This window comes from Streptomyces sp. CA-294286, from assembly GCF_050947155.1.
Taxonomy (GTDB): Bacteria; Actinomycetota; Actinomycetes; order Streptomycetales; family Streptomycetaceae; genus Streptomyces.
The window spans coordinates 213,145-237,842 of sequence record NZ_CP192004.1 but is presented as its reverse complement, the minus strand read 5'-3'; the positions used below and the strand labels follow the sequence as shown (position 1 = coordinate 237,842).

At 73.9% G+C, this 24,698-nt stretch carries 23 protein-coding genes; 16 read left to right on the top strand and 7 right to left on the bottom strand.

The annotated features are described in order from the left end of the window. Nucleotides 1–107 precede the first annotated feature (107 nt). The 4 genes from murJ to ACQPZG_RS01060 all read left to right on the top strand — a co-directional run bounded on the left by murJ (nt 108) and on the right by ACQPZG_RS01060 (nt 4,766). On the top strand, nt 108–1,739 hold the full coding sequence (gene murJ, locus ACQPZG_RS01075; RefSeq protein ID WP_433544580.1) for a murein biosynthesis integral membrane protein MurJ: 1,632 nt from the start codon (nt 108–110) through the stop codon (nt 1,737–1,739). Between the two features lie 20 nt (nt 1,740–1,759). Then, nucleotides 1,760–2,443 carry a response regulator gene (locus ACQPZG_RS01070; protein WP_433543844.1) on the top strand — a complete coding sequence of 228 codons (684 nt, stop codon included), beginning with the start codon at nt 1,760–1,762 and terminating at the stop codon, nt 2,441–2,443. A gap of 215 nt (nt 2,444–2,658) precedes the next feature. Beyond that, nucleotides 2,659–4,101 carry an ATP-binding protein gene (locus ACQPZG_RS01065; RefSeq protein ID WP_433544579.1) on the top strand — a complete coding sequence of 481 codons (1,443 nt, stop codon included), beginning with the start codon at nt 2,659–2,661 and terminating at the stop codon, nt 4,099–4,101. Beyond that, nucleotides 4,098–4,766: a hypothetical protein gene (locus ACQPZG_RS01060; RefSeq protein ID WP_433543843.1), complete on the top strand. Its 669-nt coding sequence runs from the start codon at nt 4,098–4,100 to the stop codon at nt 4,764–4,766. The genes ACQPZG_RS01065 and ACQPZG_RS01060 overlap by 4 nt, the downstream gene beginning before the upstream one ends. A gap of 126 nt (nt 4,767–4,892) precedes the next feature. Here the strand turns inward: ACQPZG_RS01060 and ACQPZG_RS01055 are convergent, their stop codons facing one another. After that, nucleotides 4,893–5,165 (bottom strand): hypothetical protein, encoded by a 273-nt coding sequence (locus ACQPZG_RS01055; protein ID WP_433543842.1) that lies wholly within the window; start codon nt 5,163–5,165, stop codon nt 4,893–4,895. A 363-nt stretch (nt 5,166–5,528) separates the two neighbouring features. On the opposite strand from ACQPZG_RS01055, the gene ACQPZG_RS01050 reads away from it, so the two are divergent. The 3 genes from ACQPZG_RS01050 (at nt 5,529) to ACQPZG_RS01040 (ending at nt 7,670) form a co-directional block, all read left to right on the top strand. Continuing rightward, complete coding sequence (locus ACQPZG_RS01050) at nt 5,529–5,966, top strand: hypothetical protein (RefSeq protein WP_433543841.1); 438 nt, start codon at nt 5,529–5,531, stop codon at nt 5,964–5,966. A 125-nt stretch (nt 5,967–6,091) separates the two neighbouring features. After that, nucleotides 6,092–6,715 (top strand): class F sortase, encoded by a 624-nt coding sequence (locus tag ACQPZG_RS01045; RefSeq protein WP_433543840.1) that lies wholly within the window; start codon nt 6,092–6,094, stop codon nt 6,713–6,715. Between the two features lie 214 nt (nt 6,716–6,929). Continuing rightward, on the top strand, nt 6,930–7,670 hold the full coding sequence (locus tag ACQPZG_RS01040) for an SGNH/GDSL hydrolase family protein (protein ID WP_433543839.1): 741 nt from the start codon (nt 6,930–6,932) through the stop codon (nt 7,668–7,670). A gap of 169 nt (nt 7,671–7,839) precedes the next feature. On the opposite strand, the gene ACQPZG_RS01035 is transcribed toward ACQPZG_RS01040, so the two are convergent. From ACQPZG_RS01035 to ACQPZG_RS01015, 5 genes are all read right to left on the bottom strand, one after another. Beyond that, nucleotides 7,840–8,259, bottom strand: coding sequence for a response regulator (locus ACQPZG_RS01035; protein ID WP_433543838.1), 420 nt, complete (start codon nt 8,257–8,259; stop codon nt 7,840–7,842). Continuing rightward, entirely contained in the window at nt 8,256–9,650 is a 1,395-nt protein-coding gene (locus tag ACQPZG_RS01030) for a PAS domain S-box protein (RefSeq protein ID WP_433543837.1), read from the bottom strand. The genes ACQPZG_RS01035 and ACQPZG_RS01030 overlap by 4 nt, the downstream gene beginning before the upstream one ends. Next, on the bottom strand, nt 9,647–10,303 hold the full coding sequence (locus ACQPZG_RS01025) for a response regulator transcription factor (RefSeq protein WP_433543836.1): 657 nt from the start codon (nt 10,301–10,303) through the stop codon (nt 9,647–9,649). The genes ACQPZG_RS01030 and ACQPZG_RS01025 overlap by 4 nt, the downstream gene beginning before the upstream one ends. Before the next feature lie 32 nt (nt 10,304–10,335). Next, complete coding sequence (locus tag ACQPZG_RS01020) at nt 10,336–10,761, bottom strand: STAS domain-containing protein (RefSeq protein WP_433543835.1); 426 nt, start codon at nt 10,759–10,761, stop codon at nt 10,336–10,338. Nucleotides 10,762–11,083: 322 nt separating this feature from the next. Continuing rightward, nucleotides 11,084–12,346: an FAD-dependent monooxygenase gene (locus tag ACQPZG_RS01015; protein ID WP_433543834.1), complete on the bottom strand. Its 1,263-nt coding sequence runs from the start codon at nt 12,344–12,346 to the stop codon at nt 11,084–11,086. Nucleotides 12,347–13,011: 665 nt separating this feature from the next. Between ACQPZG_RS01015 and ACQPZG_RS01010 the strand changes: the two genes are divergently transcribed. Genes ACQPZG_RS01010 through ACQPZG_RS00975 form a run of 8 tightly spaced genes read left to right on the top strand, consistent with a single transcriptional unit; the run spans nt 13,012 to nt 22,585 of the window. Next, nucleotides 13,012–14,187, top strand: a complete 1,176-nt coding sequence (locus ACQPZG_RS01010; protein ID WP_433543833.1) for a glycosyltransferase family 4 protein — start codon at nt 13,012–13,014, stop codon at nt 14,185–14,187. Next, nucleotides 14,187–15,656, top strand: a complete 1,470-nt coding sequence (locus ACQPZG_RS01005) for a sugar transferase (RefSeq protein ID WP_433543832.1) — start codon at nt 14,187–14,189, stop codon at nt 15,654–15,656. Before ACQPZG_RS01010 ends, ACQPZG_RS01005 begins: the two co-directional genes overlap by 1 nt. A 2-nt stretch (nt 15,657–15,658) precedes the next feature. Beyond that, on the top strand, nt 15,659–17,086 hold the full coding sequence (locus tag ACQPZG_RS01000) for an O-antigen ligase family protein (RefSeq protein WP_433543831.1): 1,428 nt from the start codon (nt 15,659–15,661) through the stop codon (nt 17,084–17,086). Beyond that, complete coding sequence (locus ACQPZG_RS00995) at nt 17,083–18,819, top strand: lipid II flippase MurJ (protein WP_433543830.1); 1,737 nt, start codon at nt 17,083–17,085, stop codon at nt 18,817–18,819. Before ACQPZG_RS01000 ends, ACQPZG_RS00995 begins: the two co-directional genes overlap by 4 nt. Continuing rightward, nucleotides 18,809–19,621: a polysaccharide deacetylase family protein gene (locus ACQPZG_RS00990; protein WP_433543829.1), complete on the top strand. Its 813-nt coding sequence runs from the start codon at nt 18,809–18,811 to the stop codon at nt 19,619–19,621. Before ACQPZG_RS00995 ends, ACQPZG_RS00990 begins: the two co-directional genes overlap by 11 nt. After that, complete coding sequence (locus ACQPZG_RS00985; protein ID WP_433543828.1) at nt 19,618–20,748, top strand: glycosyltransferase; 1,131 nt, start codon at nt 19,618–19,620, stop codon at nt 20,746–20,748. The genes ACQPZG_RS00990 and ACQPZG_RS00985 overlap by 4 nt, the downstream gene beginning before the upstream one ends. Then, nucleotides 20,745–21,434, top strand: coding sequence for a lipopolysaccharide biosynthesis protein (locus ACQPZG_RS00980; protein ID WP_433543827.1), 690 nt, complete (start codon nt 20,745–20,747; stop codon nt 21,432–21,434). Before ACQPZG_RS00985 ends, ACQPZG_RS00980 begins: the two co-directional genes overlap by 4 nt. Nucleotides 21,435–21,439: 5 nt before the next feature. Further along, nucleotides 21,440–22,585, top strand: coding sequence for a GNAT family N-acetyltransferase (locus ACQPZG_RS00975; protein WP_433544578.1), 1,146 nt, complete (start codon nt 21,440–21,442; stop codon nt 22,583–22,585). Between the two features lie 105 nt (nt 22,586–22,690). Here ACQPZG_RS00975 and ACQPZG_RS00970 read toward each other — a convergent pair whose 3' ends face one another. Further along, nucleotides 22,691–23,914: a glycoside hydrolase family 26 protein gene (locus ACQPZG_RS00970; protein WP_433543826.1), complete on the bottom strand. Its 1,224-nt coding sequence runs from the start codon at nt 23,912–23,914 to the stop codon at nt 22,691–22,693. A gap of 300 nt (nt 23,915–24,214) precedes the next feature. Between ACQPZG_RS00970 and ACQPZG_RS00965 the strand changes: the two genes are divergently transcribed. After that, complete coding sequence (locus ACQPZG_RS00965; RefSeq protein ID WP_433543825.1) at nt 24,215–24,694, top strand: tyrosinase family oxidase copper chaperone; 480 nt, start codon at nt 24,215–24,217, stop codon at nt 24,692–24,694. Nucleotides 24,695–24,698 lie beyond the last annotated feature (4 nt).

Genomic DNA, 24,698 nt, shown 5'->3' with positions numbered 1-24,698 from the left:
CAGCGGCTTCCACGGGCGGAGCGATTCCCGGGGACCAAGCCGTCCGCACCGCCGGAGCGACGCCCCCGGCGCATGGGGTCGACTCGGCCGGCGCGACGCCGCGAACCCTGGCGGCCGACCCGGCCGGAGCGGCGCCCGGGTCCGGAGCCGCTCCCCGGGCCTCCACGGCGCGCAGCAGCGTCGTCATGGCCACCGGTTCCCTGGTGTCCCGGGGCACCGGCTTCGTCCGGTCCGCGATGGTCGCCGCGGCCATCGGCACCATCGGGACGACCGCCGACGGCTACGCGGTCGGCAACGCACTGCCGACCATCGTCTACATGCTCCTCCTCGGTGGCGCACTGAACGCCGTCTTCGTGCCCGAACTGGTCAGGGCGGCCAAGGAGCACGCCGACGGCGGCGCCGCCTACACCGACCGGCTCCTCACCGTCTGCGTGCTCGCCCTGCTCCTGATCACCGGGGTCGCCGTGTGGGCGGCCCCGGCGATCGTCGACGCCTACACCGACTACAGCGGTGCCCGTGCGGAGATGACGACCGCCCTCGCCCGCTACTGCCTGCCGCAGATCTTCTTCCTCGGACTGTTCACCCTGCTGGGGCAGGTGCTCAACGCACGCGGCCGGTTCGGCGCCATGATGTGGGCCCCGGTCCTCAACAACGTCGTCGTCATCGGCGTCTTCGGCCTGTACCTGGCCCTGGCCCTGGGCGGCGGGGACACGCTCACCGCGGGCGAGACCGCGCTGCTCGGCTGGGGCACCACCGCCGGCATCGCCGTCCAGGCCCTCGCCCTCCTCCCGGCCCTGCGCGCGGCCCGCTTCCGCTGGCGTCCGCGCTTCGACTGGCGGGGCAGCGGACTGACCCGCCCCCTGCGCGCGGCGGGCTGGCTGGTACTGCTGGTCCTCGCCAACCAGGCCGCCCACTGGGTCACCACCCGGCTGGCCACCACCGCCGGCCTCGACGGCGACCCCGGCTACGGCGCGTACAACAACGCCTATGTCCTGTGGGTCGTCCCGCACGGCATCATCACGGTCTCCCTGGTGACCGCCCTGCTGCCCCGGATGAGCGCGGCGGCCGCGGACGCGGACACCGCGGCCCTGCGGCGGGACGTCTCGCAGGCCCTGCGCGCCTCGGCCGCCGCGATCGTCCCGGCCGCCTGCGTACTGTTCGCCCTCGCCCATCCGGTGATGGCCCTCGTCTTCGGCCACGGCCGTACCAGCGCGGCCGACACCGCCGCCATGGCCGGCATCCTGATGGCGTTCGCCCCCGGACTGCTCGCCATGTCCGGCCAGTACGTGCTCTCCCGCACCTTCTACGCCCTCGGCGACACCCGTACGCCCTTCCTGCTGAACCTGGTGATCGTCGGCCTCCACGCGGGCCTGGCCGTGGCCGCGTTCCAGCTGCTGCCGGTCCGCTGGGCGGTCACCGGCATGGCGGCGGCGTACTCGCTGGCCCTGTTCGCGGGGTGGGCGGTCACCGGCCTGGTGCTGAGCCGACGGCTGGCCGTGCACCGGCCGTGGCGGTCCTCGGCCGTCTCGGCACACGTACGGCTGCTGCTCGCCGCCGTCCCCGCCGCCGTGCTGGGCCAGCTCGCGGCGACCGGGGCCGCACGGGCGGGTGCTCCGGCCGCGGCAGCCGCCGGAGCCGCCGCTCTCGTGCTCACCTTCCTGCTGCTCGCCCGCCCGCTGCGGCTGACCGAACTGAACGCCCTGCTCTCCGGCGCACGCCGGCGACTGGCCGGGCGCTGACCCACCCCGGGAGTTTTCTGATGCCTCGCGTACTGCTCATCGAGGACGACCCCGCCGTGCGGGAGGGCGTCGAACTCGGCCTGCGCCGCCGCGGCCACGAGGTACGGTCGGCCGCCACCGGCGAGGACGGACTGGCCGCCCTGGAGGAGTTCCGCCCCGACCTGCTGCTGCTGGACCTGATGCTGCCCGGCATGAACGGCGTACAGGTGTGCCGCCGGGTCCGCGAGGACAGCCAGCTGCCCATCATCATGCTGACCGCCCGCGGCGACGACTTCGACATGATCGTGGGGCTGGAGGCCGGCGCCGACGACTACATCGTCAAGCCCGCCCGCCCCGAGGTGATCGAGGCCCGCATCCGTGCCGTGCTGCGCCGCATCGAGCACACCGGCCCGGGACGGCAGGCCACCGAGGTCCACGGCGACCTCACCATCGACCGGGCCGGCCTGACCGTCACCAAGGCCGGCCGGCGCCTCGCCCTGGCGCCCTCCGAGCTGAAGCTGCTGCTCCACCTCGCCGCGGCGCCCGACCAGGTCTTCAGCCGCCAGCAACTGCTGGAGCACGTGTGGGAGCACAGCTACCACGCCGACGCCCGCCTGGTCGACGCGTGCGTGCGCCGCCTGCGCAACAAGATCGAGGAGGACTCCGGCTCCCCCCGCTACGTCCAGACCCTGCGCGGTTTCGGCTACCGCTTCGGACCGCTGTGAACCTCCTCGGACGCAAGCGCACCGGCGGACACGCCGACGGTACGGAGAGCGCCCCCGGCGCACCGCCGACGCCGGGCGCACACCACGGTTTCGCCGACGGGCACGGCCGGCCCGCCCACGCCCCGGCCGGTGACGGCCGCGCACCGGCCGACGGCGCGCGGCACATCGGGGAAGAACGCCCCGCCGCCCGGGAACGACGCCCGCTGCGCCGCACCATGGCGTTCGGTCTGCGTACCCGCCTCATCCTGGCGTTCCTGCTGGTCGCCGCCGTCAGCGCCGGCACCACGGCCGCACTGACCTACCGCGAGGCCCGCAACGCCCTGCTGCAAACCGCGCAGGACACGGCCGTCGCCACCTTCCGCGAACACGTCCGGCAGACCAGCTTCGCGCTGCCCGTACAGGCCGAGGGAACGGAGGAGATCCTGCGCGACATCGCCCGCAGGGGCAAACCGCGACCGTGGATCGTCTTCGCCGAATACGGCACGATCCGTGTCTCCTCGGGCACCAGCCCCGTCTCCACCGTCATCTCCCCGCAGCTGCGCCGGGCCGCTCAGGCCAACCCCCGCGGCAGCTTCGAGCGGGTCGTCAAGGACGGCGTCCCGTACCTGACCATCGCCATGCCCACGATCTTCAGGACCGGCCCGCAGAGCACGCTGCCCACCGGGCTGATCCTGTACGCCGTCATGCGGATGAACGACGAGCAGACCAACGTCGACGCACTGCTGACCGCCGCCCGCAACGGCGCCGTGCCCGGACTCGCCATCGCGCTGCTCCCCGGCCTGCTCGCCGCCCGCAGCGTGCTGCGCCCCGTACGGGAACTGCGCCGGGCCGCCCACAGCATGGGCAGCGGAAGGCTCGACACCCGCATCCCGGTGCGCGGCACCGACGAACTGGCCGACCTCGCCCACACCTTCAACGAGACCGCCGGCAGCCTGGAACACTCCGTCGAGGAACTGCGCCGGGCCGAGGCACGCGCCCGGCGTTTCGCGTCCGACGTCTCGCACGAGCTGCGCACCCCGCTCGCGGGCATGCTCGCCGTCACCGAAGTCCTCGACGAGGACGCCGGCCAGCTGGACCCCGACACCGCCCGCGCGGTCAGGCTGATCAGCGCGGAGACCGGAAAGCTCGCCGTCCTGGTGGAGGACCTGATCGAGATCTCCCGCTTCGACGCCCACGCGGCCGAGCTGAACACCGACGAACTCGACGCCGCCGAAGCCATCCGCAAGACCCTCGGCAACCGGCACTGGACGGACGACCGGGTCCACGCGGAACTCCCCGACGGCATCCGGGTACGGCTCGACCCGCGCCGCTTCGACATCGTCGTCGCCAACCTCGTCGGCAACGCGCTGCGGCACGGCGCCGCGCCCGTCACTGTACGGCTGAGCACCGGGACGTCCGCCGACGGCGAAGCCGTGCTGATCACCGAGGTGGCCGACAACGGCCCCGGCATCCGGCCCGACGTGCTCCCGCACATCTTCGACCGCTTCTACAAGGCCGACGCCGCCCGTACCCGCTCGGCGGGCAGCGGGCTCGGACTGGCGATCACCCAGGAGAACGTCCGACTGCACGCGGGGACGGTCCGCGCCGGGAACCGGCCAGGGGGAGGGGCCGTCTTCACTGTCGAGATACCGCTGCACAGGAAAGAGGACGGCGCGTGAGGCAGGCGCGGGTACACCGGCGGGCGCTCGCCGCCGGGCCGGTGGCCGCGCTGCTGCTCACCGGCTGCGGCATCCCGGAGAGCGACGTCATCGAGGCGGGCGGTCCGGCCCACGTGCAGAACTTCGTCTCGGATGCCTACGGGGCGCTGCTGTTCTTCCGGCTGCCGCACGGCGACCTGGCCCCCGTGACCCGGCAGCTCACGCCCGTCACTTCCACGGGCGAATTCGGCGGCGGATACCAGCAGGGCGGCGGCACGGCCCGGCCCCCCACCACGGAGAAGGTGATCTCCGCACTGCTCAACGGCCCCGGACAGGCGGACAGGGCCGCGGGACTCGACACCGCCCTGCCCAGGGTGACGGCCGGAACGGTCCGGGTCCGCTTCTCCGTCGCCACCTCCGCGAGCGGTCCCGGAAGCGGTTCCGGCTCCGGCGACCTCGTGGTGGACCTGCCCCTCGCCGTCCGCGGACTGGACGCCACGGCCGTACGCCAGCTGATCTGCACGGCCGCTTACAGCCAGGACCGCGACGGCCGTGTCCGGGTGCGTCTGACGGGCCGGGACGGGGCGAGCACCTCCGGCACCTGCGACCTGGACCCCCAGGCGGGCGCCGCACCCACCCCCGCCGGAACCGACGGCCGCACCGCACCGGCGGACCGGCCCCGGTAGGGCGCCCCCATGGGCTCCCGCCGCGGCGGACCGAGGTGCCCGCCGCGGCTAACCTGCCCTGTGATTCGGCGAGTTGACTGCCCATCAGTTGGGCGGAGAACGTGCGCGACGACGTCGCGCCTTCGGCTACTTGAGGTTCGACACGTCCAGCCCCGCGCCGTTCTCCTTGCGCGGGAGGAGGGCGCCGGCCAGGCCGTCGTCCTCGTCGTTGGGTTCGCCGACCAGGGTGTGCAGGGCGAGGACGGCCGTCTTGTCCACCAGTTCGTCGGTCCCGTTCCGCTCGGCGGGGGAGGCGGTGCGGGGCGTGTCCGCCGGGGCGGCGTGGGCGGGAGCGACGGTGAGGAGCGCGGAGGCGGCGACGCCGAGGGCTGCCGACGTGCGCATCAGATTCTTGATCATGCCCTACCAACGCGCGGCCCGTCGGCCGGTCACGGTGCGTCCTTCGCCCGGCCCTCCCGCGCGGCCCGCCGCTGCCGGAGAACGCGCCGCCCCGCCCCGGGGACCGCGGTGCGCGAGCGGACCGGGCCGCCGCCTCACTCGTTTGGCATGGCCCGTGGGCAGGGCGAACAGGGCGTCCGCGGCTGCGGGAACCGTGGCGACCAGCGCGTTCTCGACGGTGCCACGGGGCACCGCGCCCCGGAGCGGCACCGGCCGACGGGTCCTCGGGATGCAGGTTCGACCCGTGGACCGTTTGCTCATGGTGAGCCCGTTCCCCCGCCGCGGTGCACAGGTGCCGCCCCGGGTTCCTTGGAGGTCACTTCCGTGCGTTCGCTGAAGATAGCCACCGGCACCGCCCTGGCCGGCACCGCCCTTCTCCTCACGGCCCCCCTCACCGCGCACGCCGCGCAGACGGCCCCCTCCGGCTGCGAAACCGCCCAGTCCCAGGCGCTGGCGGCCGAGGACGACTACGAAGCGGCCAAGAAGCAGTACGAAGCCGGTGACAAGTCGCTGAAGCAGCAGGTCGACGAGGCCGAGCAGAACGCCAACATGCTGGCCTCCGAAGCCCAGCGCATCTGCGGCGACACGGTCATGAACCCGACCCGGCCCGCGGAGAAGCACCCCAGGGGTGCCATGCACACCGGTGTCGGCACTACCAGCGACAACAGCGGCACGGAGGTCGCCATCGGCGTCGGCGTGGCCGGAGCCCTCGCCGCGGGCGTGCTGCTGATGGCCCGCCGCCGCAACCACGGCCAGGGCTGACCCCGGCGCTGTTCCCGGCCCCGGCCGGTGCCCGCTCCCGAGGCGTGCACCGGCCGGACCGTTTCCCGCCGCCTCCGTACGAGAGCAGGACTCGCGTGGACTCTCCGCCCGGTTTCCGACAGCGAGTGGACCGAGCCGCCCGTACCGCGCTGGCGCTCGTCCTCGCCTACTGGGGTCTGACCGCGCTCAGCGACGGGGGCCCGGCCGCTCCACCACCCCAACCGGGCGCCGCCCAGGCATTCGACGCCGGAACGCGACGCGCGGCCCCCGCCCCCGCCGTCCGCCCGCTTCCCGCCGTCGCCCCGTCGCGCGTCGTGATCCCGAAGCTGAACGTCGACGCCCCGCTCATCGGCCTCGCCCTGGACGGGGACGGGCGGCTCGCCTCGCCCCCGGACACCGACCAGAACCTCGCCGGCTGGTACCAGGACGGCACGTCTCCCGGCGCCGTCGGCACCTCGGTGCTGGCCGGACACGTCGACACCGCCCAGGGACCCGCCGTGTTCTACGGACTGGGTTCGCTGGCGAAGGGCGACACGGTCCGCGTCCCGCGTACGGACGGAACCACCGCCGTGTTCACCGTGGACGCCGTCGAGGTGTACCCGGTCGACGCCTTCCCCGACAGCAAGGTCTACGGCCCTTCGGACACACCGCAGCTACGACTGATCACCTGCGGCGGCGGCTACGACGAGAAGGCGCGGCGATACCTGGGCAACGTCGTCGTCTTCGCCCACCTCACCGGCCGCACCTGACGCACGGAACACGGCGATTCGGCGCAATCGCCCCACTCGTACGGCTGAGGAGCCGATTGGCCGGAACGTGGACGTGGGGAACGTGGAGGAAGACGATTCCGCTTCCTGTTCCGTCTCCCGTCCCGAAGGGCAACGCCTTGTCAGGTCTTCCTCACGCTCGGCCGTCCGGCCGTACCGGGACCGCCGGAGCCGTCCTCCCCGCGAGGACCGCCCGATGATCCTGGACCGCCGAGGACTGCTCACCGCCGCTGCCCTCACCGCCTCCGCCACGGTTCTCCCGGCCGCCGCGGGCGCACCCGCCCCGCGCACGCCCGCCCTGGTGCCCCCGGGCCGGCCGCTCACGTTCGGAGTCGTCGGCGACAGCATCACCGGCCGCGGCAGCTTCGCCTCCAGCCGGGCGCGGCCGTGGACCGCCCTGTTGCAGGCCAGGCTGGCGAAGTCCTGGACGGTCACCCGCGTCAACGGCGCGACCTCCCGGGACGCGCAGGGCGTGACGTGCCTGGCGACCGTGGACACGGTCCCCTTCGGGTGCGACCTGGTCGTCATCGGTCTCGGCAGCAACGACTGCCTGGCGCGGCGCGAGGGCACCTACGTCTACTCCCCGGCCGACACCCGTGCCGCCGCCCGGACCCTCTTCACCGCGGTGGCCGCGGGCAACCCCGACGCGGTCGTGGTCGCCCTCGGCGTGTGGGGGGACCGCGCCCTCACCTGGACCGGGAACGGCTCCGCGCAGCCCGTCTCCCGGGTGGACTCCTGGGACGAGATCATCGGCGAGTGCTGCGCGGAGAACGGCGGGATCCACGTCCGCTGCGCCGACCTCTACGACCACGTCGCCCACCGCCTTCCGGCCGGTCGGCCGGCCTTCGGCGGTTACACCACGGACGGCTACCACCCCAACGACGCCGGGCACGAGGCCCTCTACCGACGGGTGGCCCAGCGGCTCGACCTGCCCTGACCTCGCCGCGGCGGACCGGCAGCACGCCCGGACACCCGCCGTCCGGCCCGTACGGTCGGCGCGCACGCGTCGCGGCGTGCGCACGAACGCGCCCACCACCGTGCGGAACCGGCCCGCAGGCCGCACCGCCGTCACGCCGCCGCCGGGGGCTCGATCCGCTGGGCGGGACTCACCGGGATCGTGCCGCCCGGCGCAGGGCCGCGAGGAGTTCCCGATTGCTCGCGCCCTTGAGTACGTACGCGAAGACGCCCGCGTTCTTCATCTGCTCGATGGATGCCTTGTCGTCGTACGCGGAGAACGCCACGATGCGCGTGGTCGGCGACCAGTGTGCGAGGTCCGCGGCGAGGGCGGGGCCGCCGCCGGGGAAACGGACGTCCAGGATCACGAGGTCCGGTCGATGGCGGCGTGCCAGCCGCAACGCCTGCTCGCCGTCGCGTGCGGTGCCCGCGACCTCCAGGTCGGGCTGGGCCTCGACGACCTCGCGCAGGGTCTCCAGGAGCAGCACGTTGTCGTCGCAGAGGAGCACGCTGAACGCGGGAGGGGCGGCGTCGGGGGAGCGGGGGGAGCCGTCCGGCGGTCCGGCGGTCACGCGGTGTCGTCCTTCGGCTCCGGGACGCAGAGCCCGCCCGCGGGAGGCCCCGTGACGGAGGACCTCGCCACGGGGGAGCCCGTCACGGGGGAGCCCGTCATGGGGGAACCCGTCACGGCGGGCCCCGTCACGGAGGGCTTCGTCACAGCGGGCTCCGGCCCACAAGTCCCCTTCGCTGAGGCATCCGTCGGACAGGGCCCCGTCGGTGCGGGACCCGTCGGTGCAGGTCCGGTCGTGCAGTGTCCTGGCGTCGAGGACCCCGTCCCGTAGCGCTCCCTGGCCGAAATCTCCGGTCCGGCGGTCTCCTCGTCCGAAAGGGGCAGCGGGTTCGGCACCCAGAACTCGACGGTCGTGCCCTTGCCGGGCCGGCTGTGCATGGACCACCAGCCGCCCGCCGTCTCGGCCCTCTCCCGCATCTCGATGACCCCGAAGTGATCGCGGCCGATGTCCTGGGAGATCGGCGCGCCGGTTCCGTCGTCCACGACGCGCGTCACGATGCCGCCGTCGGCGGACTGGATCCGGACGTCGACTCTGCTCGCACGGGCGTGCTTGTGCACGTTCAACAGTGCTTCCTGCACGATGCGGAAGATGGTGACGGCCGTCTCGGGCGCGGGTTCGCGGTCCAGCCGGTGCTCGAACGAGTAGGGCATCCCCCAGGAGGAGCTCACGACGTCCTCCAGGTGACTCGACAGCCCGTCGGCCAGACCGTGCCTGTCGATCCCCGGCGGATGCAGCCGGAAGGTCAGGCTGCGCAGCCGGCCGATCGCCTCGCGGACCGACGCGTCGAGCCGCCGGAGTTCCGCGGAGTACGTCTCCGGCGCCCGGTCCGCCAGCAACTCCAGCCGCATCCCGACGGCGACCATGGCCTGGATGGAGTCGTCGTGTACGTCCCAGGCGATGCGGCGCCGTTCCGTCTCCTGCGCCTGGACCAGGTGGTCGAACAACCGCCGTCGCTCGTGCAGGGCGTGCTGTGCCGCCCGGCGTTCGGACATGTCACGGGTGACCTTCCCGAACCCCTGGAGTACGCCCTTGTCGTCCCACAGCGCGGTGATGACCACGTTGGCCCAGAACCGGGAGCCGTCCTGGCGTACGCGCCAGCCCTCGTCCTCCAGTCGGCCTTCGGCCACGGCGGTCTCCAGCTCCCACTGCGGCTTGCCCGACGCCTGGTCCTCGGGCGGGTAGAACACCGAGAAGTGCTGCCCGAGGATGTCCTCCGCGCTGTACCCCTTGATCCGCTCCGCCCCCGCGTTCCAGCTGATGATGTGACCCTGCGGGTCGAGCATGAAGATGCCGTAGTCCAGCACGCCCTGGACGAGCAGGGTGAACGCCGCCTCCGACATCGGAGCGGCCTGTTTGCGCGCCCGCTTCTGCTGCCGCGGTTCCTGCGTCACGCGAGGAGTCCCTCACGTCGTGCGATGGTCACGGCTTCCAGCTGCGAGCGCGCTCCCAGCTTCTCCAGCACCCGCTGGACGTGGTTGCGCCCGGTGTTGAGGGCGACTCCCAGCTGTTCGCTGATCTCCGCGGTGCTGCGGCCCTGCCCCAGGAGGGCGAGGGTCTCGCGCTCCCGTGGCGTCAGGTTCGCACCGGGGCGCGGTGCCCTGCCGGTCAGCCGGCCCAGCACGTCGCCGAGCAGGTCCTGACTGAACACCAACTCGCCCTCGGCCACGCGGCGGACGGCGTCCTCCAGTTCCTTCAGTCCGCGGGCCTTGAGCATCAGGCCGGCTCCGCCCGCCTCCGCGACGCGCGCCGCCACCGACCCGCTCCCCTCGCCCGCCAGGACCAGTACGCGGGCGTTCGGCACGAGAGCCAGCAGGTCGGCGATGGCGGCGATTCCGTCGCCGTCGGGCAGCCGCCGGTCCATCAGGACGACATCGGGTGCGGTCCGCCGCGCGTCGGCCAGGGCCGACGCCACCGACCCCGCACGGCCCACGACCCGGAGATCGGGTGATCGCTCCAGGGCGAGGCAGATGGCCTCGGCCACCATGTCGTGGTCCTCCACCAACAGGACTCGGACCGGACGACTGTGCGGAGAGGGTGCGGGCATCTGTGCATCCTTGCAGGTGGCGGACTGCACGATCATGCCGGAAGGCTCCGCGTCGGCGCGTCGACGACAGCCATCGCCACCTCGGGGCGACGGGTGTCCGCCTCCGCGGCGCACGGAGCGGGCACCGCCGTCGCGGAGGACGCCCGCCCGGTGAGGACGCCGTCGGCCCCGATCAGGGAGAGCAGCCGGGCGAGCTGCGTCCCGATCCCCTCGACGCGCAGGCCGACGCCCGCCCGCAGGGCGCAACTGCGTGCCGCGAGCAACGCGTTCATCCCGGAGCAGTCGCAGAACGAGACGCCGGTCAGGTCGAGCCGGATCTCCGTCGGCTGCTCCGCCAGGCAGGCCGCCACGTTGTCCCGGACGTGGAAGGCGGTGTCCAGGTCGAGTTCGCCGGCGAGAGTCACGCGGGCGACGCCCGCGTGCACGGCGGCATGCGACGTGAACGGGCGAACGGTCACGGCGTCCCGCCCTTCTCCGTGCTCGCGTGCGACGCGTGCCGACGCGGCACGGACCCATGTGCCCTTCCTGTGGACGGGCCGCTCGTTGTCAGGTGTGCCATTGCTACCTCATAGTGCGAGGGCATCAGTTGGTCACTAGTGAATATGCACTAGAGGCGGGAAGTCAACCCGTCCCCACGGAGCGTGGCGACGCAGGACGCCAGGGGGACTCGACGGCACGGACGAGGCGCGTTGCCGCGCTTCGCGGCAGTGGTGCGGACGCGCCCGTCCCGGGCGCCCCGCCCCCGTCCCGCGGGCGTCCGGCGAGGACGGCGACGCCGGATCACCGCCGGGGCGGGGCGGCGCCGACCCTGGGCGGATCCGGCAGCGCCCGCGGCTCGTCCGGCCGTCGGTCGGGGCCGTGCGTGAGGCGGGCGAGGTGCGGTGCGAGCCGGCGTTTCAGGGTGCGGAGGGTCGGGAGATCCGTGGCGCGGTCGAGCCGGTAGTAGAGCCGGGGCGGCAGGTGGGGCAGCAGGGGGGAGTGGCGCTGGCCGAGCAGGGCGAACATGTGCGCGGGCGGCAGCCGGAGGTAGCGGGGCAGGTTCTCGTACCACTGGGCGCTGTAGTGCGCTGCGCTCTGTGCGGGGAGCAGCGCTGCCTTGCGTTGGCGTTCGTAGCGCCGCAGCGCGGTGGCGGTGGCGGACTCGTCGCGCAGTGCGGCGGCGAGCGTGCGGGCGTCCTCGATGGCGAGTGTGGTTCCCGCACCGATCGAGTAGTGGGTGGTGTGGGCGGCGTCGCCGAGGAGGACGACGTGGTCCTGGTGCCACCGCTCGTTGGTCAGGGTGCGGAAGGTCTGCCAGCGGGCATGTCCGTCGGAGCCCGCCGGGCCGATGAGGGGATGGCCCCGCAACGGCCGGGCGAAGAGCCGGGTCAGGACCGCCAGCGTCCCGGCCTCGTCGATCGCGTCGAGTCCCAGACCCCGGTGGGTCTCCGGCGAGCACTCCACGAGGAAGGTGCTGCGGTTCTCCTCGTACCCGTAGGCGTAGCACCAGATCCAGCCGTGCGGCGTCTCCACGAAGCCGAAGGTGAACGCGTCGAACCGTCTGGTCGTGCCGAGCCAGAGGTAGGTGTTGCGGCCGGCGACGGTCGTCGGGCGGAAGTGCCGGGCGAAACGTGCGCGCACTGCGCTGTGGACGCCGTCGCCCGCCACGACGAGATCGGCGTCCGGAAGCGGCCCGTGGGCCGGCCAGGGGTGTGCGTGGACGACACGTACGCCGAGTGCGGCGGCGCGCGCGGCGAGGACGGCCAGCATGCGGTGGCGGCCGATGCCGTACCCGGAGTCGCCGTCGTGGGCGGTGGTGCGGTCCCCGACGTGCGCGATGCCGCCGTGCCAGCGCACCGAGGCGGCCCGGAGGCTCTCGGCGCTCTCCGGATCGCAGGCACGGAGCTGGTCGAGCAGTCCGTCCCAGTAGGTCACGCCCCACCCGTACGTGGCGCCGGCCGGGTCGCGTTCGTACACGGTCACGTCGTGGGCCGGGTCCTGACGCTTCATCAGGATCGCGAAGTACAGGCTGGCGGGCCCTCCGCCGACGCACGCGATCCGCACACGCACTCCTCTGGTGACGCTGGGTGAGGGAAAGAAATCGAAGGGTAGCAAGGCCGGTGCGGTGGCCGTCCCAGGTGCGCTCTTTCGGGTGAGGTGTCACGGGCGGCGTACGCGAAGGGGCCATTCGAGCGTTAAGAGTCCTGACTCCTCGGCCGTCCGGGGCTGTTCGCCCGGCTGTGCGGGCGCCCCGCCGAATGGGTGCAAGGAGAATTTCGTCTGTGTGCGCACGCGCGCCTGCTGTGGCTTGTATCGGCCGTCTGAGACGGTGCACTTCTCTTTTTGTCCTACGGAATGCGGAGTGCGACGCGTGCAGAAGTCGATGAGCGCTGCTTCGTCCGGCACGAGGGAAACGCCGATCCGGTCCGTTCGATTCTGCATATGAAGGCGGTTCGCCCGGTCCGGGGCAGTGCCCGGGACCGCCGGGCAGTTCTCGCCGCACACCGACCGCCGGCCTAGCGCTCACGCGCACGGCCCTCAGGTGCACGCAACACCCCTCCCGCCGCTCCCCGGGCCCGCCGGAACGCCCGCGCCCCACGCGCGGCGCTCCCGAGCGGTACGAGCCCGCAGCCGCTGTGCACGCACGCGGTCCACAGGCCCCTTTGCGGCCGGGCCGCCCGTTCCGATGTCCGCGCCTGATCAACTTCCACGCACGAAGGGAGCCACCCGTGAGGCAGAGCCGTCCCGGGAAGCGACTGCTGACGGTCCTTCACCTGGTGCAGCCGGTGGACGGCGGAGTCGCCCGGATGGTCGTCGACCTCGTCAGATCCCAGACCGGCAGAGGGGTGCGCGCGCTCGTGGCCTGCCCGCCCGGCGGCCCCCTCGCCGGACAGGCGGCCGAGGCCGGAGCGGAAGTGCTCCCCTGGGCCGCCGGACGCGCCCCCGGCCCCGCGCTCCCCTCCGAGGTGGCGAGCGCCGCCCGGCTGATCCGACAGAGCGACCCCGACGTCCTGCACGCGCACAGCGCCAAGGCCGGGCTGGCAGGCCGGCTCGCGGTACGCGGCCGGATCCCGACCGTCTTCCAGCCGCACGCCTGGTCGTTCGACGCGATGGAGGGACGTCCCGCCGGCCTGGCCCGTACCTGGGAGCGCCACGCGGCCCGCTGGAGCACCAGGATCCTGTGCGTCAGCGAAGCCGAACGGCGCGCCGGGGAGGAAGCGGGGATCGCCGCCCGCTGGTCGGTGATCCGCAACGGCATCGACCTCGACCGGTTCGCCGCCGACAGCGCACCGGACCGCACCGGGGTCCGCGCGCAGGTGCCGCCGCTCGACGGGCTGCCGGGCGACGCCCCCCTGGTCGTCTGCGTGGGCCGGCTGTGCCGGCAGAAGGGACAGGACGTCCTGCTGCGGGCCTGGCCCGGGGTCCTCCGGGCCATTCCGGGCGCACGGCTCGTTCTGGTGGGCGACGGCCCCGAGGGGGAGCGACTGCGTCACCTGGCCCCGCCCGGGGTGCTGTTCACCGGCGCGGTCGAGGACACCCGGGCCTGGCTGCGCGCGGCCGACGTCGCCGTCCTCCCCTCGCGCTGGGAGGGCATGGCGCTGGCCCCCCTCGAAGCCATGGCCTGCGGCACACCCGTCGTGGTGAGCGACGTCAGCGGCGCGCGGGAGAGCCTGCCGCCCGGCGACGGCGCCCACTGCCTCGTACCGCCGCAGGAGCCCGCGGCGCTGGAGAGCGCACTCACCGCGCTCCTGTCCGACCCGGCCCTGCGGGAGTCCCTGGGACGGCGGGCCCGGAGCCACGCCCGCGCCGCACACGACGTACGCACCACCGCTGCGGCAGTCCTCGACCTCTACAGGGAAGTCCTCGGCTCGCCCCGGCCCGCAACGAGGGAGTGCACCCCGTAATGACGACAGAGAGCGCGCCCGCGCCGCAGGCGTCCCCGCGCGAGGCCGTCCCCAGCTCGATGCTGCTGCACGCGCCCCGCAGAACCCCGCGGCGCGGTCCTGCCGCCCCCGCCGGAAACGCCGCCCGCGGGAACAGGCACCTCGCGGTCCTGCTCACCAGCGACGCGGTCGCCCTCGCGGCGGCCCTGCTGCTGGCCCCCGGCACCGTCCGGCCCTGGTGGTCGATCGTCCCGCTGGTGTGCGCACAGCTGCTGCTGCTCGCCCACTGCGGCCTCTACCGTCCGCGGCTCTCCCCGGCCGCGCTCGCCGAACTGCCCGCGCTCCTCGGTCTCGCGCTGCTCCAGTGGCTCGTCACCACCGAGGCGCTCGCCGCGTACGGCTCCGGGGGCGAACCCGGCGGATGGTCGGCGGTCTGCGCGGCGGCGGCCCTCCAGGCCCTGCTGCTCTGCGGAGGGCGGGCCGGCGCCTACCGGCTGAACCGCCGGCGCGCCGCCCGCAACCCCCAGTCGACGCTCGTCGTCGGCGGCGGACCCGCCGCCGAGCGCCTCACCGCGGCCCTGTACGAGCGCGCCGAGTACGGCATGCGGCCGGTGGGCCGGGTCGGGCCGCCCGAGAACCCGTCGGCGGACCTCCGCACCCTGCCCGTGCTCACCACCGCGGAGGACGTCAGCCGGGCGGTCGTGCAGGCCGACGTGCGGCACGCCATCTTCCTGAGGCCGCACGAGGGCGAGGTGGACCCGCAGGCACTGGCCGCGCTCCTCACCGGACTCGGCTGCCGCCTCTGGGCCGTCGAGGGCCCGGCCGCGGACTCCGCGGGGCCGGGCGCGTCGGCGGGGGCCGACCACCTGTGGGGGTTCGCCGTACGTCCCATGGCGGCGCCGCCGAAGACGGCCGCGCTGATGGGCAAGCGGGCCCTGGACGTCGTACTGGCCGCCGTCTTCCTGGTCCTCGCCGCACCCGTGCTCGCGGTCTGCGCGCTCGCCGTCCGGCTCTCCGACGGGCCGGGCGTCCTGTTCCGTCAGGAACGCGTCGGACTGCACGGGCGGCCGTTCGTCCTGCTCAAGTTCCGCACCCTGCGACCGGCCGACGCGCACGAGTCGGCCACCCGCTGGAGCGTCGCTCTCGACCGCCGGATGAGTCCGGTGGGCAGCCTGCTGCGACGCTCCTCCCTCGACGAGCTGCCACAGCTGTGGAACGTGCTGCGCGGCGACATGAGCATGGTCGGCCCCCGGCCCGAACGGCCCTACTTCGTCACCCAGTTCGGCCAGACCTACCCCGGCTACCGGGCCCGCCACCGCGTGCCCGTCGGCATCACCGGCCTCGCCCAGGTCAACGGGCTGCGCGGCGACACCTCGATCGAGGACCGCGCCCGCTTCGACAACCACTACATCGAGACCTGGTCGCTGTGGCAGGACATGTGCATCCTCGTGCGCACCGCCGCCTCCTTGTTCCGGTTCGGAGGCAGCTGAGCATGCACGCCCATGGGACCGCCGTTCCCGCCCCGCCGCCCCCCGCACCCGCCCGCGTGCGGGGAGCGGCGGCACGCTGGTGGCCGCTGCTGCCGGTCCTCGCGACCGTGCTGCTGCTGGCCGCCCCCGTCCACGGCGCCGGGGCCGGCGGCCCGGCGCGCGTCACCGCGGCCGACGCCGCCTCGGGCGCCGTGGTGCTCTGCGCCCTGGTCGGCGTACTGCGGCGCAGGACACGGCCCTTGGCACCGGTCGCCGTGTTCGTCTTCGGCGCCCCCGCGGTGGCCTGTGCGATCGCCACCGTCACCTCGGCCGACCCGGCGCTGAGCCTGACCGGCTTCGTCCGCTACCTCCAGGTGTTCGTGCTGGTGCCACTGGCCGTGGTCCTGCTGATCCGCGACGCCTGGGGCTTCCGGGTCGTCACCGGCTGCCTCGCCGTGCTCGCGCTGGTGCAGGGCGTCGTCGGCGTGCACCAGTACGTCACCGGCACGGGCGCGTCCTACATGGGCGAGGACGTCCGCGCGGTGGGCACCTTCGGGCCCACCGACGTGATGGGCATGGCCACCGTCGTCGCCTACGGGCTGCTCGCCGCGGCCGCGCTCGCGCTGCGCACACCCCGCCACGCCCCGCGCTGGCTGCGGCCCGCGGCGCTCGTCGCCGCGGTGGGCCTCGTCGTACCCCTGGCGCTGTCCTTCAGCCGGGGAGCCTGGATCGCCACGGTGATCGCGGGCGCCACCATGCTCCTGCTGGCCGGCCGGCGCCCGGCGCTGCGCACCCTCGCGGTCCTGGTGCCCGCCTCGGTGGTCCTGGTCGTGGGGTTCGGCGTCGGATCCGAGATGATCTCGCAACGGCTCACCAGCATCACCCAGGTGACCGGCACCCCCGACCGGTCCGTCAACGACCGGTACACCATGTGGGCCGCCGCGACGAGCATGTGGCGCGAACAGCCCGCCGCCGGGGTCGGACTCAAGGGGTTTCCCGCACACCGCGACGCGCACGCCTCGATCGGCCTGTCCTCGGGCAGCGACACCGCGGGCGCCGGGCGGTCCTTCGAGAAGCAGCCCCTGCTGTCCCCGCACAACATGTATCTGCTCGTCCTCAGCGAGCAGGGGCTGATCGGCGTCACCGCCTTCGTCGGCAGCTGGGCGGCGGTGCTGGTGGGCGGTGTGCGCCGACTGCTGCCAGGGGGCAGACGGACCGTGGCCGCGGCGGACTGCGGACTGGTCGCCGTCGGACTGGCCCTCTGGCAGACCGTCGACTTCCTGTACGCCGACATCGGCGGCCCCTCGACCGTCCTCACCGGCATCGTCTTCGGCCTGGCCGCCTGGTGGGCGCTGGCAGGACCGCGGCACGCGGCGCCCCCCGCGCCCGCCTGCCCGTCGGCCCGGCTTCCCGGCGCGCCGGTCGAGGCGAAGGCGCGGGCAGCGACATGAGCGAACTCACGACCGGAACGGGCCCCGCGGAGGACGTGGACTCCCCTGCCGCCCCGCCCGTGACCACCGACGCTGCCGCCCTGCCCGTGACCACCGACGCTGCCGCCCTGCCCGTGACCACCGACGCTCCCGCGACCCCCGGCAAGAACGAACCGCCCCGGCTCGGCCGCCTGCTCGTCCGCGCCGCCTGGGTCACCGCCGCGCTCACCGCGGCCGGTTCGCTGCTCGGCCTGGTGCGCGACCAGACGATCGCGCACCTGTTCGGTGCCGGGCTGGAGAGCGACGCCTTCCTCATCGCCTGGACCGTGCCCGAGATGGCCGCGACCCTGCTGATCGAGGACGCGATGGCGCTGCTGCTGATCCCCGCCTTCAGCCACGCCCTCCTGCGACGTGCCGCCGCGGCCCCGGACGGCTCCGAGCCGGACCCCGTCCGGGCGCTGGTCACCGCCACCTGCCCGCGCCTCTTCGGCCTGCTGGCCTGCCTGGCCGGACTGCTGATGCTCGGAGCGCCCTGGGTCGTGCGGGTGCTCGCCCCCGGGTTCGAGGACCCCCGGCTGGCCGTCGACTGCACGCGCCTGACCTCGATCACCGTGCTCACCTTCGCCCTGACCGGCTACTGCAGCGCGGGGCTGCGCGCACACGGCAGATTCCTCGCCCCGGCCGGGGTGTACGTCGCGTACAACGTCGGCGTCATCGCCACCATGCTCGCCCTGCACACCGTGTGGGGAGTGCGCGCCGCCGCCGCCGGAGTTGCCCTGGGCAGCCTGCTCATGATCCTCGTCCAACTGCCGGGATTCGTACGGCTGGTGGGACCGCGCCGACCGGGCCGACGCACACGCCGGTCACCCGGAACGCCACGCGCCGCGACCATCCGGCACCTGGGCATCGCCCTCCTGCTGCCCGTCATAGCCTTCACGCTCAGCCGGCAGTCCCAGGTCCTGGTCGAGCGCTTCTTCGCCTCCGGGCTGCCCGCGGGCGCGATCTCCCACCTCAACTACGCGCAGAAGGTCGCCCAGATGCCGATGGTGCTGTCGCTGATGATCTGCACCGTGACCTTCCCCGCCCTCGCCCAGGCCATGGCCGAGGGCGACCTGGAGCGCGCACGCCGCCGCGTCGAACGCGACCTGGGCCTGGCCGGGGCCATCGTCCTGCTCGGCACCGCCCTGGTCCTCGGCTACGCCCCGCAGATCATCGAAGTCCTCTTCCAGCGCGGCGCGTTCGACGCCCAGGACACCGCCGCCACCGCTATGGTGATGCGGCTGTACGCGCTCGGCCTCCTCGGGCACTGCCTGGTGGGGGCGCTGGGACGCCCGTTCTTCTCCTCGGCCAGGCCCACCTGGTACCCGGCCGCCTCGATGGGCGCCGGGCTCGCCGTGACCATCGCGGCGGGCGCGGTCACCGTGGGCCCCTGGGGGGTCTACGGAATCGCCGCGGCCAACGCCGTGGGCATCACCACCACCGCTCTGCTGCTGCTGGCCGGTCTCGGCTCCCGCGTACTGCCCGTCGACGTACGCGGGATCAGCCTCTCGCTGGGCAGACTGATCGTCGCCGCCGCGGCGGCCGCCACCGCGGGCTGGGCGGCAGCCCCGCTGCCGGCCGGCCCCCTGCTCAGTCTCTGCGCCGGCTGCGTCCTCGTCCCCGTCACCTTCGTGCTCACGGGGCTGGCGGTCAGAGCCCCCGAAGTCCTCCACCTGCTGGCACTCACCCGACAGAGGTTCTGCCATGACCGCTGACCCGACTGCCCGGGGCCCCCGCCCCACCAGGACCTGTCCCTCCGCCCCGGCCGCCGCGCCCCCGTGGATCCTGATGTACCACTCCGTCGCGGACCCGAGGGACGACCCGTACGGCATCACCGTCGCCGCCGACCGCCTCGACCACCACCTGCGCTGGCTGCGCCGCCGGGGACTGACCGGCGTCGGCGTCGGCGCCCTGCTGCGGGCCCGCGCCGCCGGCCGCGACCGCGGACTGGTCGGACTGACCTTCGACGACGGCTACGCCGACTTCCTGGACGCCGCCCTGCCCGCCCTGCGCCGGCACGGCTGCACGGCGACCGTCTTCGTCCTGCCCGGCCGCCCCGGCGGCACCAACGAATGGGACCCCCTCGGCCCCCGCAGACCCCTGCTGACCGAAAGCGGCGTCAGGGCGGCGGCCGAGGCGGGCATGGAGATCGGCTCGCACGGGCTGGTCCACCGCGACCTGACCCTCGCCACCGACGAGGAACTGCGCCTGGAAACGCGCAGCAGCCGCGCCCTGATCCGCCGCGTCACCGGCGAGCCCCCCCAGGGCTTCTGCTACCCGTACGGCACCTTCGACCAGCGCGTGGCCGACGCGGTGCGCGACGCGGGCTACACGTACGGCTGCGCCATCGACCCCGGCCCGCTGACCGGCCCCTACGCCCTGCCCCGCACGCACATCAGCCAGGCCGACCGTGCCGCGCACCTCTGGGCCAAACGCCTGCGACCCCGCCGCGGCAGCCTCCTGCCCGCCGAGCGCACCGCCGCCCCGCGACCCCTCCCGGTCGGCGGCGGACGATGAAGGCACTGCACGTCATCACCGGCCTCGGCGTCGGCGGCGCCGAACAGCAACTGCGGCTGATGCTGCGCCACCTCCCGGCCCGCTGCGACGTCGTGACGCTGACCAACCCGGGGGCGGTCGCCGACGGGCTGCGGGCGGACGGCGTGCGCGTCACCCACCTGGGCATGCACGGAAACCGCGACCTCGCGGCGCTGCCCCGGCTGGTCCGGCTGATCCGCCACGGCTCCTACGACCTCGTCCACACCCACCTCTACCGTGCCTGCGTGTACGGGCGGATCGCCGCGCGGCTGGCGGGCGTGCGGGCCTGCGTCGCCACCGAACACTCCCTGGGCCGCGCCGAGATCGAGGGACGACCGCTGAGCCGCGGCACCCGCGCGCTGTACCTGTCCACCGAGCGTCTCGGCTCCGCGACCGTCGCCGTCTCCGGGACGGTCTCCGCACGCCTGCGCGACTGGGGCGTCCCCTCCGCACGCATCCACGTCGTGCCCAACGGGATCGACGCCGCCCTCTTCCGCCACGACAGCGCGGGCCGCCGGACCACCCGCGCCGCCCTCGGCCTCCCCGAGGACGCCTTCGTGGTCGGCGGCGTCGGACGCCTCGTCCCGGGCAAACGCTTCGACATCCTGGTGCGCGCGGTGGCCGCACTGCCCGGGGCACGCCTGCTGCTGGCGGGGGAGGGCCCCGAGCGGGAACCGCTGCGCGCGCTGGCGATCCAGCTCGAAGCCGCGGACCGGATCCACCTGCTCGGCGAGCGCGACTGCACGCCGGGCACCGCGGCCCCCGGCATCCCGGCCCTGCTCGGCGCCATGGACCTCTTCGTCTCCACCTCCCGCGAAGAGGCTTTCGGACTCGCCGTCGTGGAGGCGCTGGCCGCCGGACTGCCGGTCCTGTACCGGGCCTGCCCGGCGATCGAGGACCTCCCCGCGGACCACGCACCGCACGCCTGGCAGGTCACCGGCGGAGCGGTCGAGCTGACGGCCGCACTGCGCGCCCGGCGGGAAGCCGGGACCCGACGGCTGCCCCCGCCCCCCGCGGTGGCTCATTACGACATCGCGCGCAGCGCCGCCCGTCTCATGGACGTCTACGCCCGCGCCCTTGCCCCTTCGACGAAGAGAGCACGCCCATGACCGAGAAGCCCGAGCAGCCCAAGCCCGCCCCGGGACGGCTCCGCCGCCTCGCGGCGCGGTCCGTGCCGCCGCTGCCGTCCCTGCCCGCCTGGTGGCCCGTCCCCGCCTGCGCCGTCCTCGGCGCACTGTGCGCGGGAACCTACGGGATGCTCCAGGAACCGGAGTACCGGTCCACCGGGTACGTCATCGCGGCTCCCGCCAAGGGCACCCCGCCCGACGCCGCCCTCGGCTACGCGCAGGCGTACGGGCGGATCACCTCCGGCGACTCCACCCTCACGTACGCGAGCGTGACCGCCGGCGTTCCCGCGACGACCCTGCGCTCCCAGGTGCAGACGGAGACCTCGCCGGACTCGCCGATGATCGCGATCACCGGCACCTCGCACACCCCCGCGCAGGCCGCCGACATCGCCAACGCCGTGGCGGACGCCCTGCTCACCAAGAGCAACGGGATGACCCGGAACACCGGCGTCAAGCTGGTGAACTTCTCCCGCGCGGTGCCCCCGATCGCCTCCTCCTCCCAGCCCGTGCCGCTCACCTCGGCCGTGGGCGCCTGCGCCGGCGGCCTCCTCGGCGGGCTCGTCCTGCTGGTGAGGCCCCGGCGCTCCGGGGAACCGGCCGCCCCCACCCCCTTGCCCGCCCCCGCGCACTCGACCGACCGCGTCGGCGCCGAGCGGGAGAGGGTGTGAGCGACATGACGCGGGACACCCTGCACGCCACCCTCTGCCGCGAACCCCAGGACTTCGCACAACTGCGGGACGCGTGGGACGCGCTGCACCGCCGCTGCGCCGCGGCGACCCCCTTCCAGAGCCACGCCTGGCTGAGCTCGTGGTGGCTGTCCTACGGCGCCGAGGGCCGGCTGCGCACCGTCCTCGTCCGGCGCGGGGACCGACTGGTCGGGGCCGCACCGCTGATGCTCGTGCACGCGCCGATGCCGCTGCTCGTCCCCGTCGGCCTCGGCATCTCCGACTACTTCGACGTACTCGTCGACGACGACGGCGCAAAGGAGACGCTGCGCGCCCTGCGGCACGGCCTGCGCCGGGCCGCCCGGCACGCCGTGATCGACATGCGGGAGGTGCGTCCCGGAGCGGTCGCCGAGGAGCTGTACGACACCTGGCCCGGCGCCCGCCGACGCCTCCAGGACTCCACCTGCATGGAACTGCCCGCCTCGCCGATCGACGAACTGACCCGGCGGATGGCGAGCAGCCGGGCGCAGCGGATCCGCGCCAAGCTCCGCAAGATCGACGCGATGGGCATCGAGAGCCGGGTGGTCGCGGAGCACGAGGTGTCCGACACGGTCGCCCATCTGCTGCGGCTGCACGAACTCCAGTGGCGGGGCCGGGGGATCAACGTCGAGCACCTCCGGCCCCGGTTCGCCGCCCACCTGGAGCGGGCGGCCCGGCGCATGGTGCGGGACGGCGACGCGGCGCTCACCGAGTTCCGGCAGGACGGCGAGGTCGTCGCCGCGAAGCTGACCGTCCACTCCGGCCGGCTCACCGGCGGGTACCTCTACGGTGCGGACCCGGTGCTCAGGGAACGCAAGGTCGACGTGACGACGATGCTGCTGCGCCACGACGCACACCTGGCCGCCGGCTCCGGGGGCGAGGTGCTCAGCCTGCTGCGGGGCTCCGAGGCGTACAAGGACCACTGGCGCCCCCAGCCGGTGACCAACAGCAGACTGCTGCTGGCCAACCCGGCGCTCCAGCCGCTGCTGCGGCTGCGCGCGACGCAGGTGACGTCACGGGACTGGGCCGCCCGGACGGTCGTCGAGCAGTTGCCCGCGGCCCGTGACTGGCGGGCGCGCTGGAACAGCCGACGGGCGAGCACTCCCGCGCACTGAAACCTCCGGCTCCGGCGCGCACCGCCCCCGCACGCCGCAGCCGCCCGGCCGCCCCCTCCGGGAGGGAGCGGCCGGGCGGCCCCGACGGGCACCGCCTCGCGGCGGCTACTTGCGGTACGCGGACCAGAAAGCCGAGGTGCAGGTCCGCAGTCCGGGCACCCAGCGGGCCGTCCACTCGTCCAGCTTCCAGGGCACGCACCAGTCGTCCGGGTTCGGCTCGGGCCAGTTCGGGAAGGTCGGCTTCGGCGGCACCGGTGTGGGGTCCGGGGGCACGGGAGTGGGCTTCGCCGAGAGCGCCTTGCGGAACACCTCGGACGACCGCGGGTTCTCGTCGCACTGCCAGACGCCGTGCGGACAGTAGTCCGTGATGGTCTGGTACAGCGGCTTGTGCTGCGCCATCCAGTCGAGCATGCGACGCATGTACTCGGGGTTGTCCCCGTTGCGGAACAGCCCCCACTCCGGGTACGAGATCGGCTTGCCGCGGGCCGCGGCGAAGTCCACCTGGTGCTGGAGTCCGTACGGGCCCCGGACCTGGTCGTCGAAGGACGAGCCGGGCGGCTGGTCGTAGGAGTCCATGCCGATGATGTCGACGACGTCGTCCCCGGGGTAGCAGTCGGTCCAGGGGACCGCGTCACGGCCACGGTTCGGGGCGAAGTCGAAGCGGAACTTCTGTCCCGGAACGGACCGCATGGTGGTGACGATCCCCCTCCAGTACTCCTTCCACGCGGCCGGGTCGGGCCCGCAGCGGTGGGTGTAGGTGATGCCGTTCATCTCCCAGCCGAGGACGATCACCGTGTCGGGGACGCCCAGGCCCACCAGGTTCTCGGCGAGCTTCCGGTAGTGGCTGTCGAAGGCGCCCTGGGCACCGGACCGCAGCAGGGAGCGGACCCTGCGGTCGGAGACGCGGTTCTCGTTGCCCTCCAGCATCGGCACGTTGAGGACGAACATCCGCTCGGGGGCGCCGCGCCGCCACTTCGCCCAGGGACGCAGGAACTCGGGCCGGCCCTCGATGTTGGACCAGAGGTCGCCCGGCAGGTAGGTGTGGCCGACGGTGAGTTCGGTCCCGCCGAGCCAGCGCGACAGCTTCTTCGCCCGCTGCACCCCGGCCGGCCCGTAGTGGAGGTAGGCGCCGACCGCGGTGTCCGGCCGGGTCCCCTCCTGCTCGGCGGTGGCCGTCGGAGCGGGGGGAGCGGGGGCGGGCTTCGCGTCCGAGCGGACCGAAGCACGGTCGGCTTCGGGCGCCTTTCCCGGCACACTGCCCGAGGCAGCGAACAGGGCGACGGAAATCGTCCCGATCGAAAGGGCGGTCAGACTCCGCCGAGTTGGCATGTGTCTCTCCTTTTCCGCAGGGCGGTGCATACTCCGGACACTAGGCCGACATTCCTACGAATGGCTTACTGAGGGCCCGTTAGTACGCCATCAGGGGAACAGGAACCCTTCTACCGGGACCAGTCGGGTGGAATTCGACAAGGGTGCGGCCCGTCGTACGGAAAGCGAGCGCGCATTCGACTACGCACGACCGGAACGCGCGAAGTGCCGCACCCGGCTCCCGGATCCCGGCACCGCCGAGAACGGTTTTCCGCTCATCTCGTTGTTCGTTACATGAACAGATGTGAAAGGCAGCCAGCCATGAGGACCCCGACCCCCCAGGACGGCCGCCTCGCCGGGAAAGCGGGCGCGGCGCGGTCGACCCGGCGGGCGGTGGTGCGCACCGTCTTCGGCGCCGCCGTCGTGGCCGGGACCGCGGGGACGCTCGCACCGATCCTCGCGAAGAAGGCCTCCGCCGGACCCGCGGGCGCGGCCGCCCCGCCGGCCGTACGCGTCACCGAGACCTACCGCGGGCGCCACATCGAATGTCTGACGCCGGGCGCCGCCGCGCTCCGGCAGCACGGTGCCGGGCGGGCCCCCGGCGGCCGGGCGCACACACCCGGCCGCCCCGAGGTGCTCATCGACGGCCGACCCCTGCACGTCATGCGGTGCGCTAACGGCGGCTACATGACCGTGGTGAACCACTACGAGTCGTTCCCGACCCTGCTGGCCGCGGCCCGCGCCGCCGTCGACGACCTGGGGTCCGCTCAGCTGTCCTGGACCTCCGCGCACACCACCTGAACCA

Bases quoted from the DNA above. Each gene is read 5' to 3' on its own strand.
- ACQPZG_RS01070 (WP_433543844.1), top strand. From the start codon at position 1,760: ATGCCTCGCGTACTGCTCATCGAGGACGACCCCGCCGTGCGGGAGGGC.
- ACQPZG_RS01065 (WP_433544579.1), top strand. From the start codon at position 2,659: ATGGCGTTCGGTCTGCGTACCCGCCTCATCCTGGCGTTCCTGCTGGTC.
- ACQPZG_RS01055 (WP_433543842.1), bottom strand. From the start codon at position 5,165: ATGATCAAGAATCTGATGCGCACGTCGGCAGCCCTCGGCGTCGCCGCC.
- ACQPZG_RS01040 (WP_433543839.1), top strand. From the start codon at position 6,930: ATGATCCTGGACCGCCGAGGACTGCTCACCGCCGCTGCCCTCACCGCC.
- ACQPZG_RS01025 (WP_433543836.1), bottom strand. From the start codon at position 10,303: ATGCCCGCACCCTCTCCGCACAGTCGTCCGGTCCGAGTCCTGTTGGTG.
- ACQPZG_RS01005 (WP_433543832.1), top strand. From the start codon at position 14,187: ATGACGACAGAGAGCGCGCCCGCGCCGCAGGCGTCCCCGCGCGAGGCC.
- ACQPZG_RS01000 (WP_433543831.1), top strand. From the start codon at position 15,659: ATGCACGCCCATGGGACCGCCGTTCCCGCCCCGCCGCCCCCCGCACCC.
- ACQPZG_RS00995 (WP_433543830.1), top strand. From the start codon at position 17,083: ATGAGCGAACTCACGACCGGAACGGGCCCCGCGGAGGACGTGGACTCC.
- ACQPZG_RS00990 (WP_433543829.1), top strand. From the start codon at position 18,809: ATGACCGCTGACCCGACTGCCCGGGGCCCCCGCCCCACCAGGACCTGT.
- ACQPZG_RS00985 (WP_433543828.1), top strand. From the start codon at position 19,618: ATGAAGGCACTGCACGTCATCACCGGCCTCGGCGTCGGCGGCGCCGAA.
- ACQPZG_RS00980 (WP_433543827.1), top strand. From the start codon at position 20,745: ATGACCGAGAAGCCCGAGCAGCCCAAGCCCGCCCCGGGACGGCTCCGC.
- ACQPZG_RS00975 (WP_433544578.1), top strand. From the start codon at position 21,440: ATGACGCGGGACACCCTGCACGCCACCCTCTGCCGCGAACCCCAGGAC.
- ACQPZG_RS00970 (WP_433543826.1), bottom strand. From the start codon at position 23,914: ATGCCAACTCGGCGGAGTCTGACCGCCCTTTCGATCGGGACGATTTCC.
- ACQPZG_RS00965 (WP_433543825.1), top strand. From the start codon at position 24,215: ATGAGGACCCCGACCCCCCAGGACGGCCGCCTCGCCGGGAAAGCGGGC.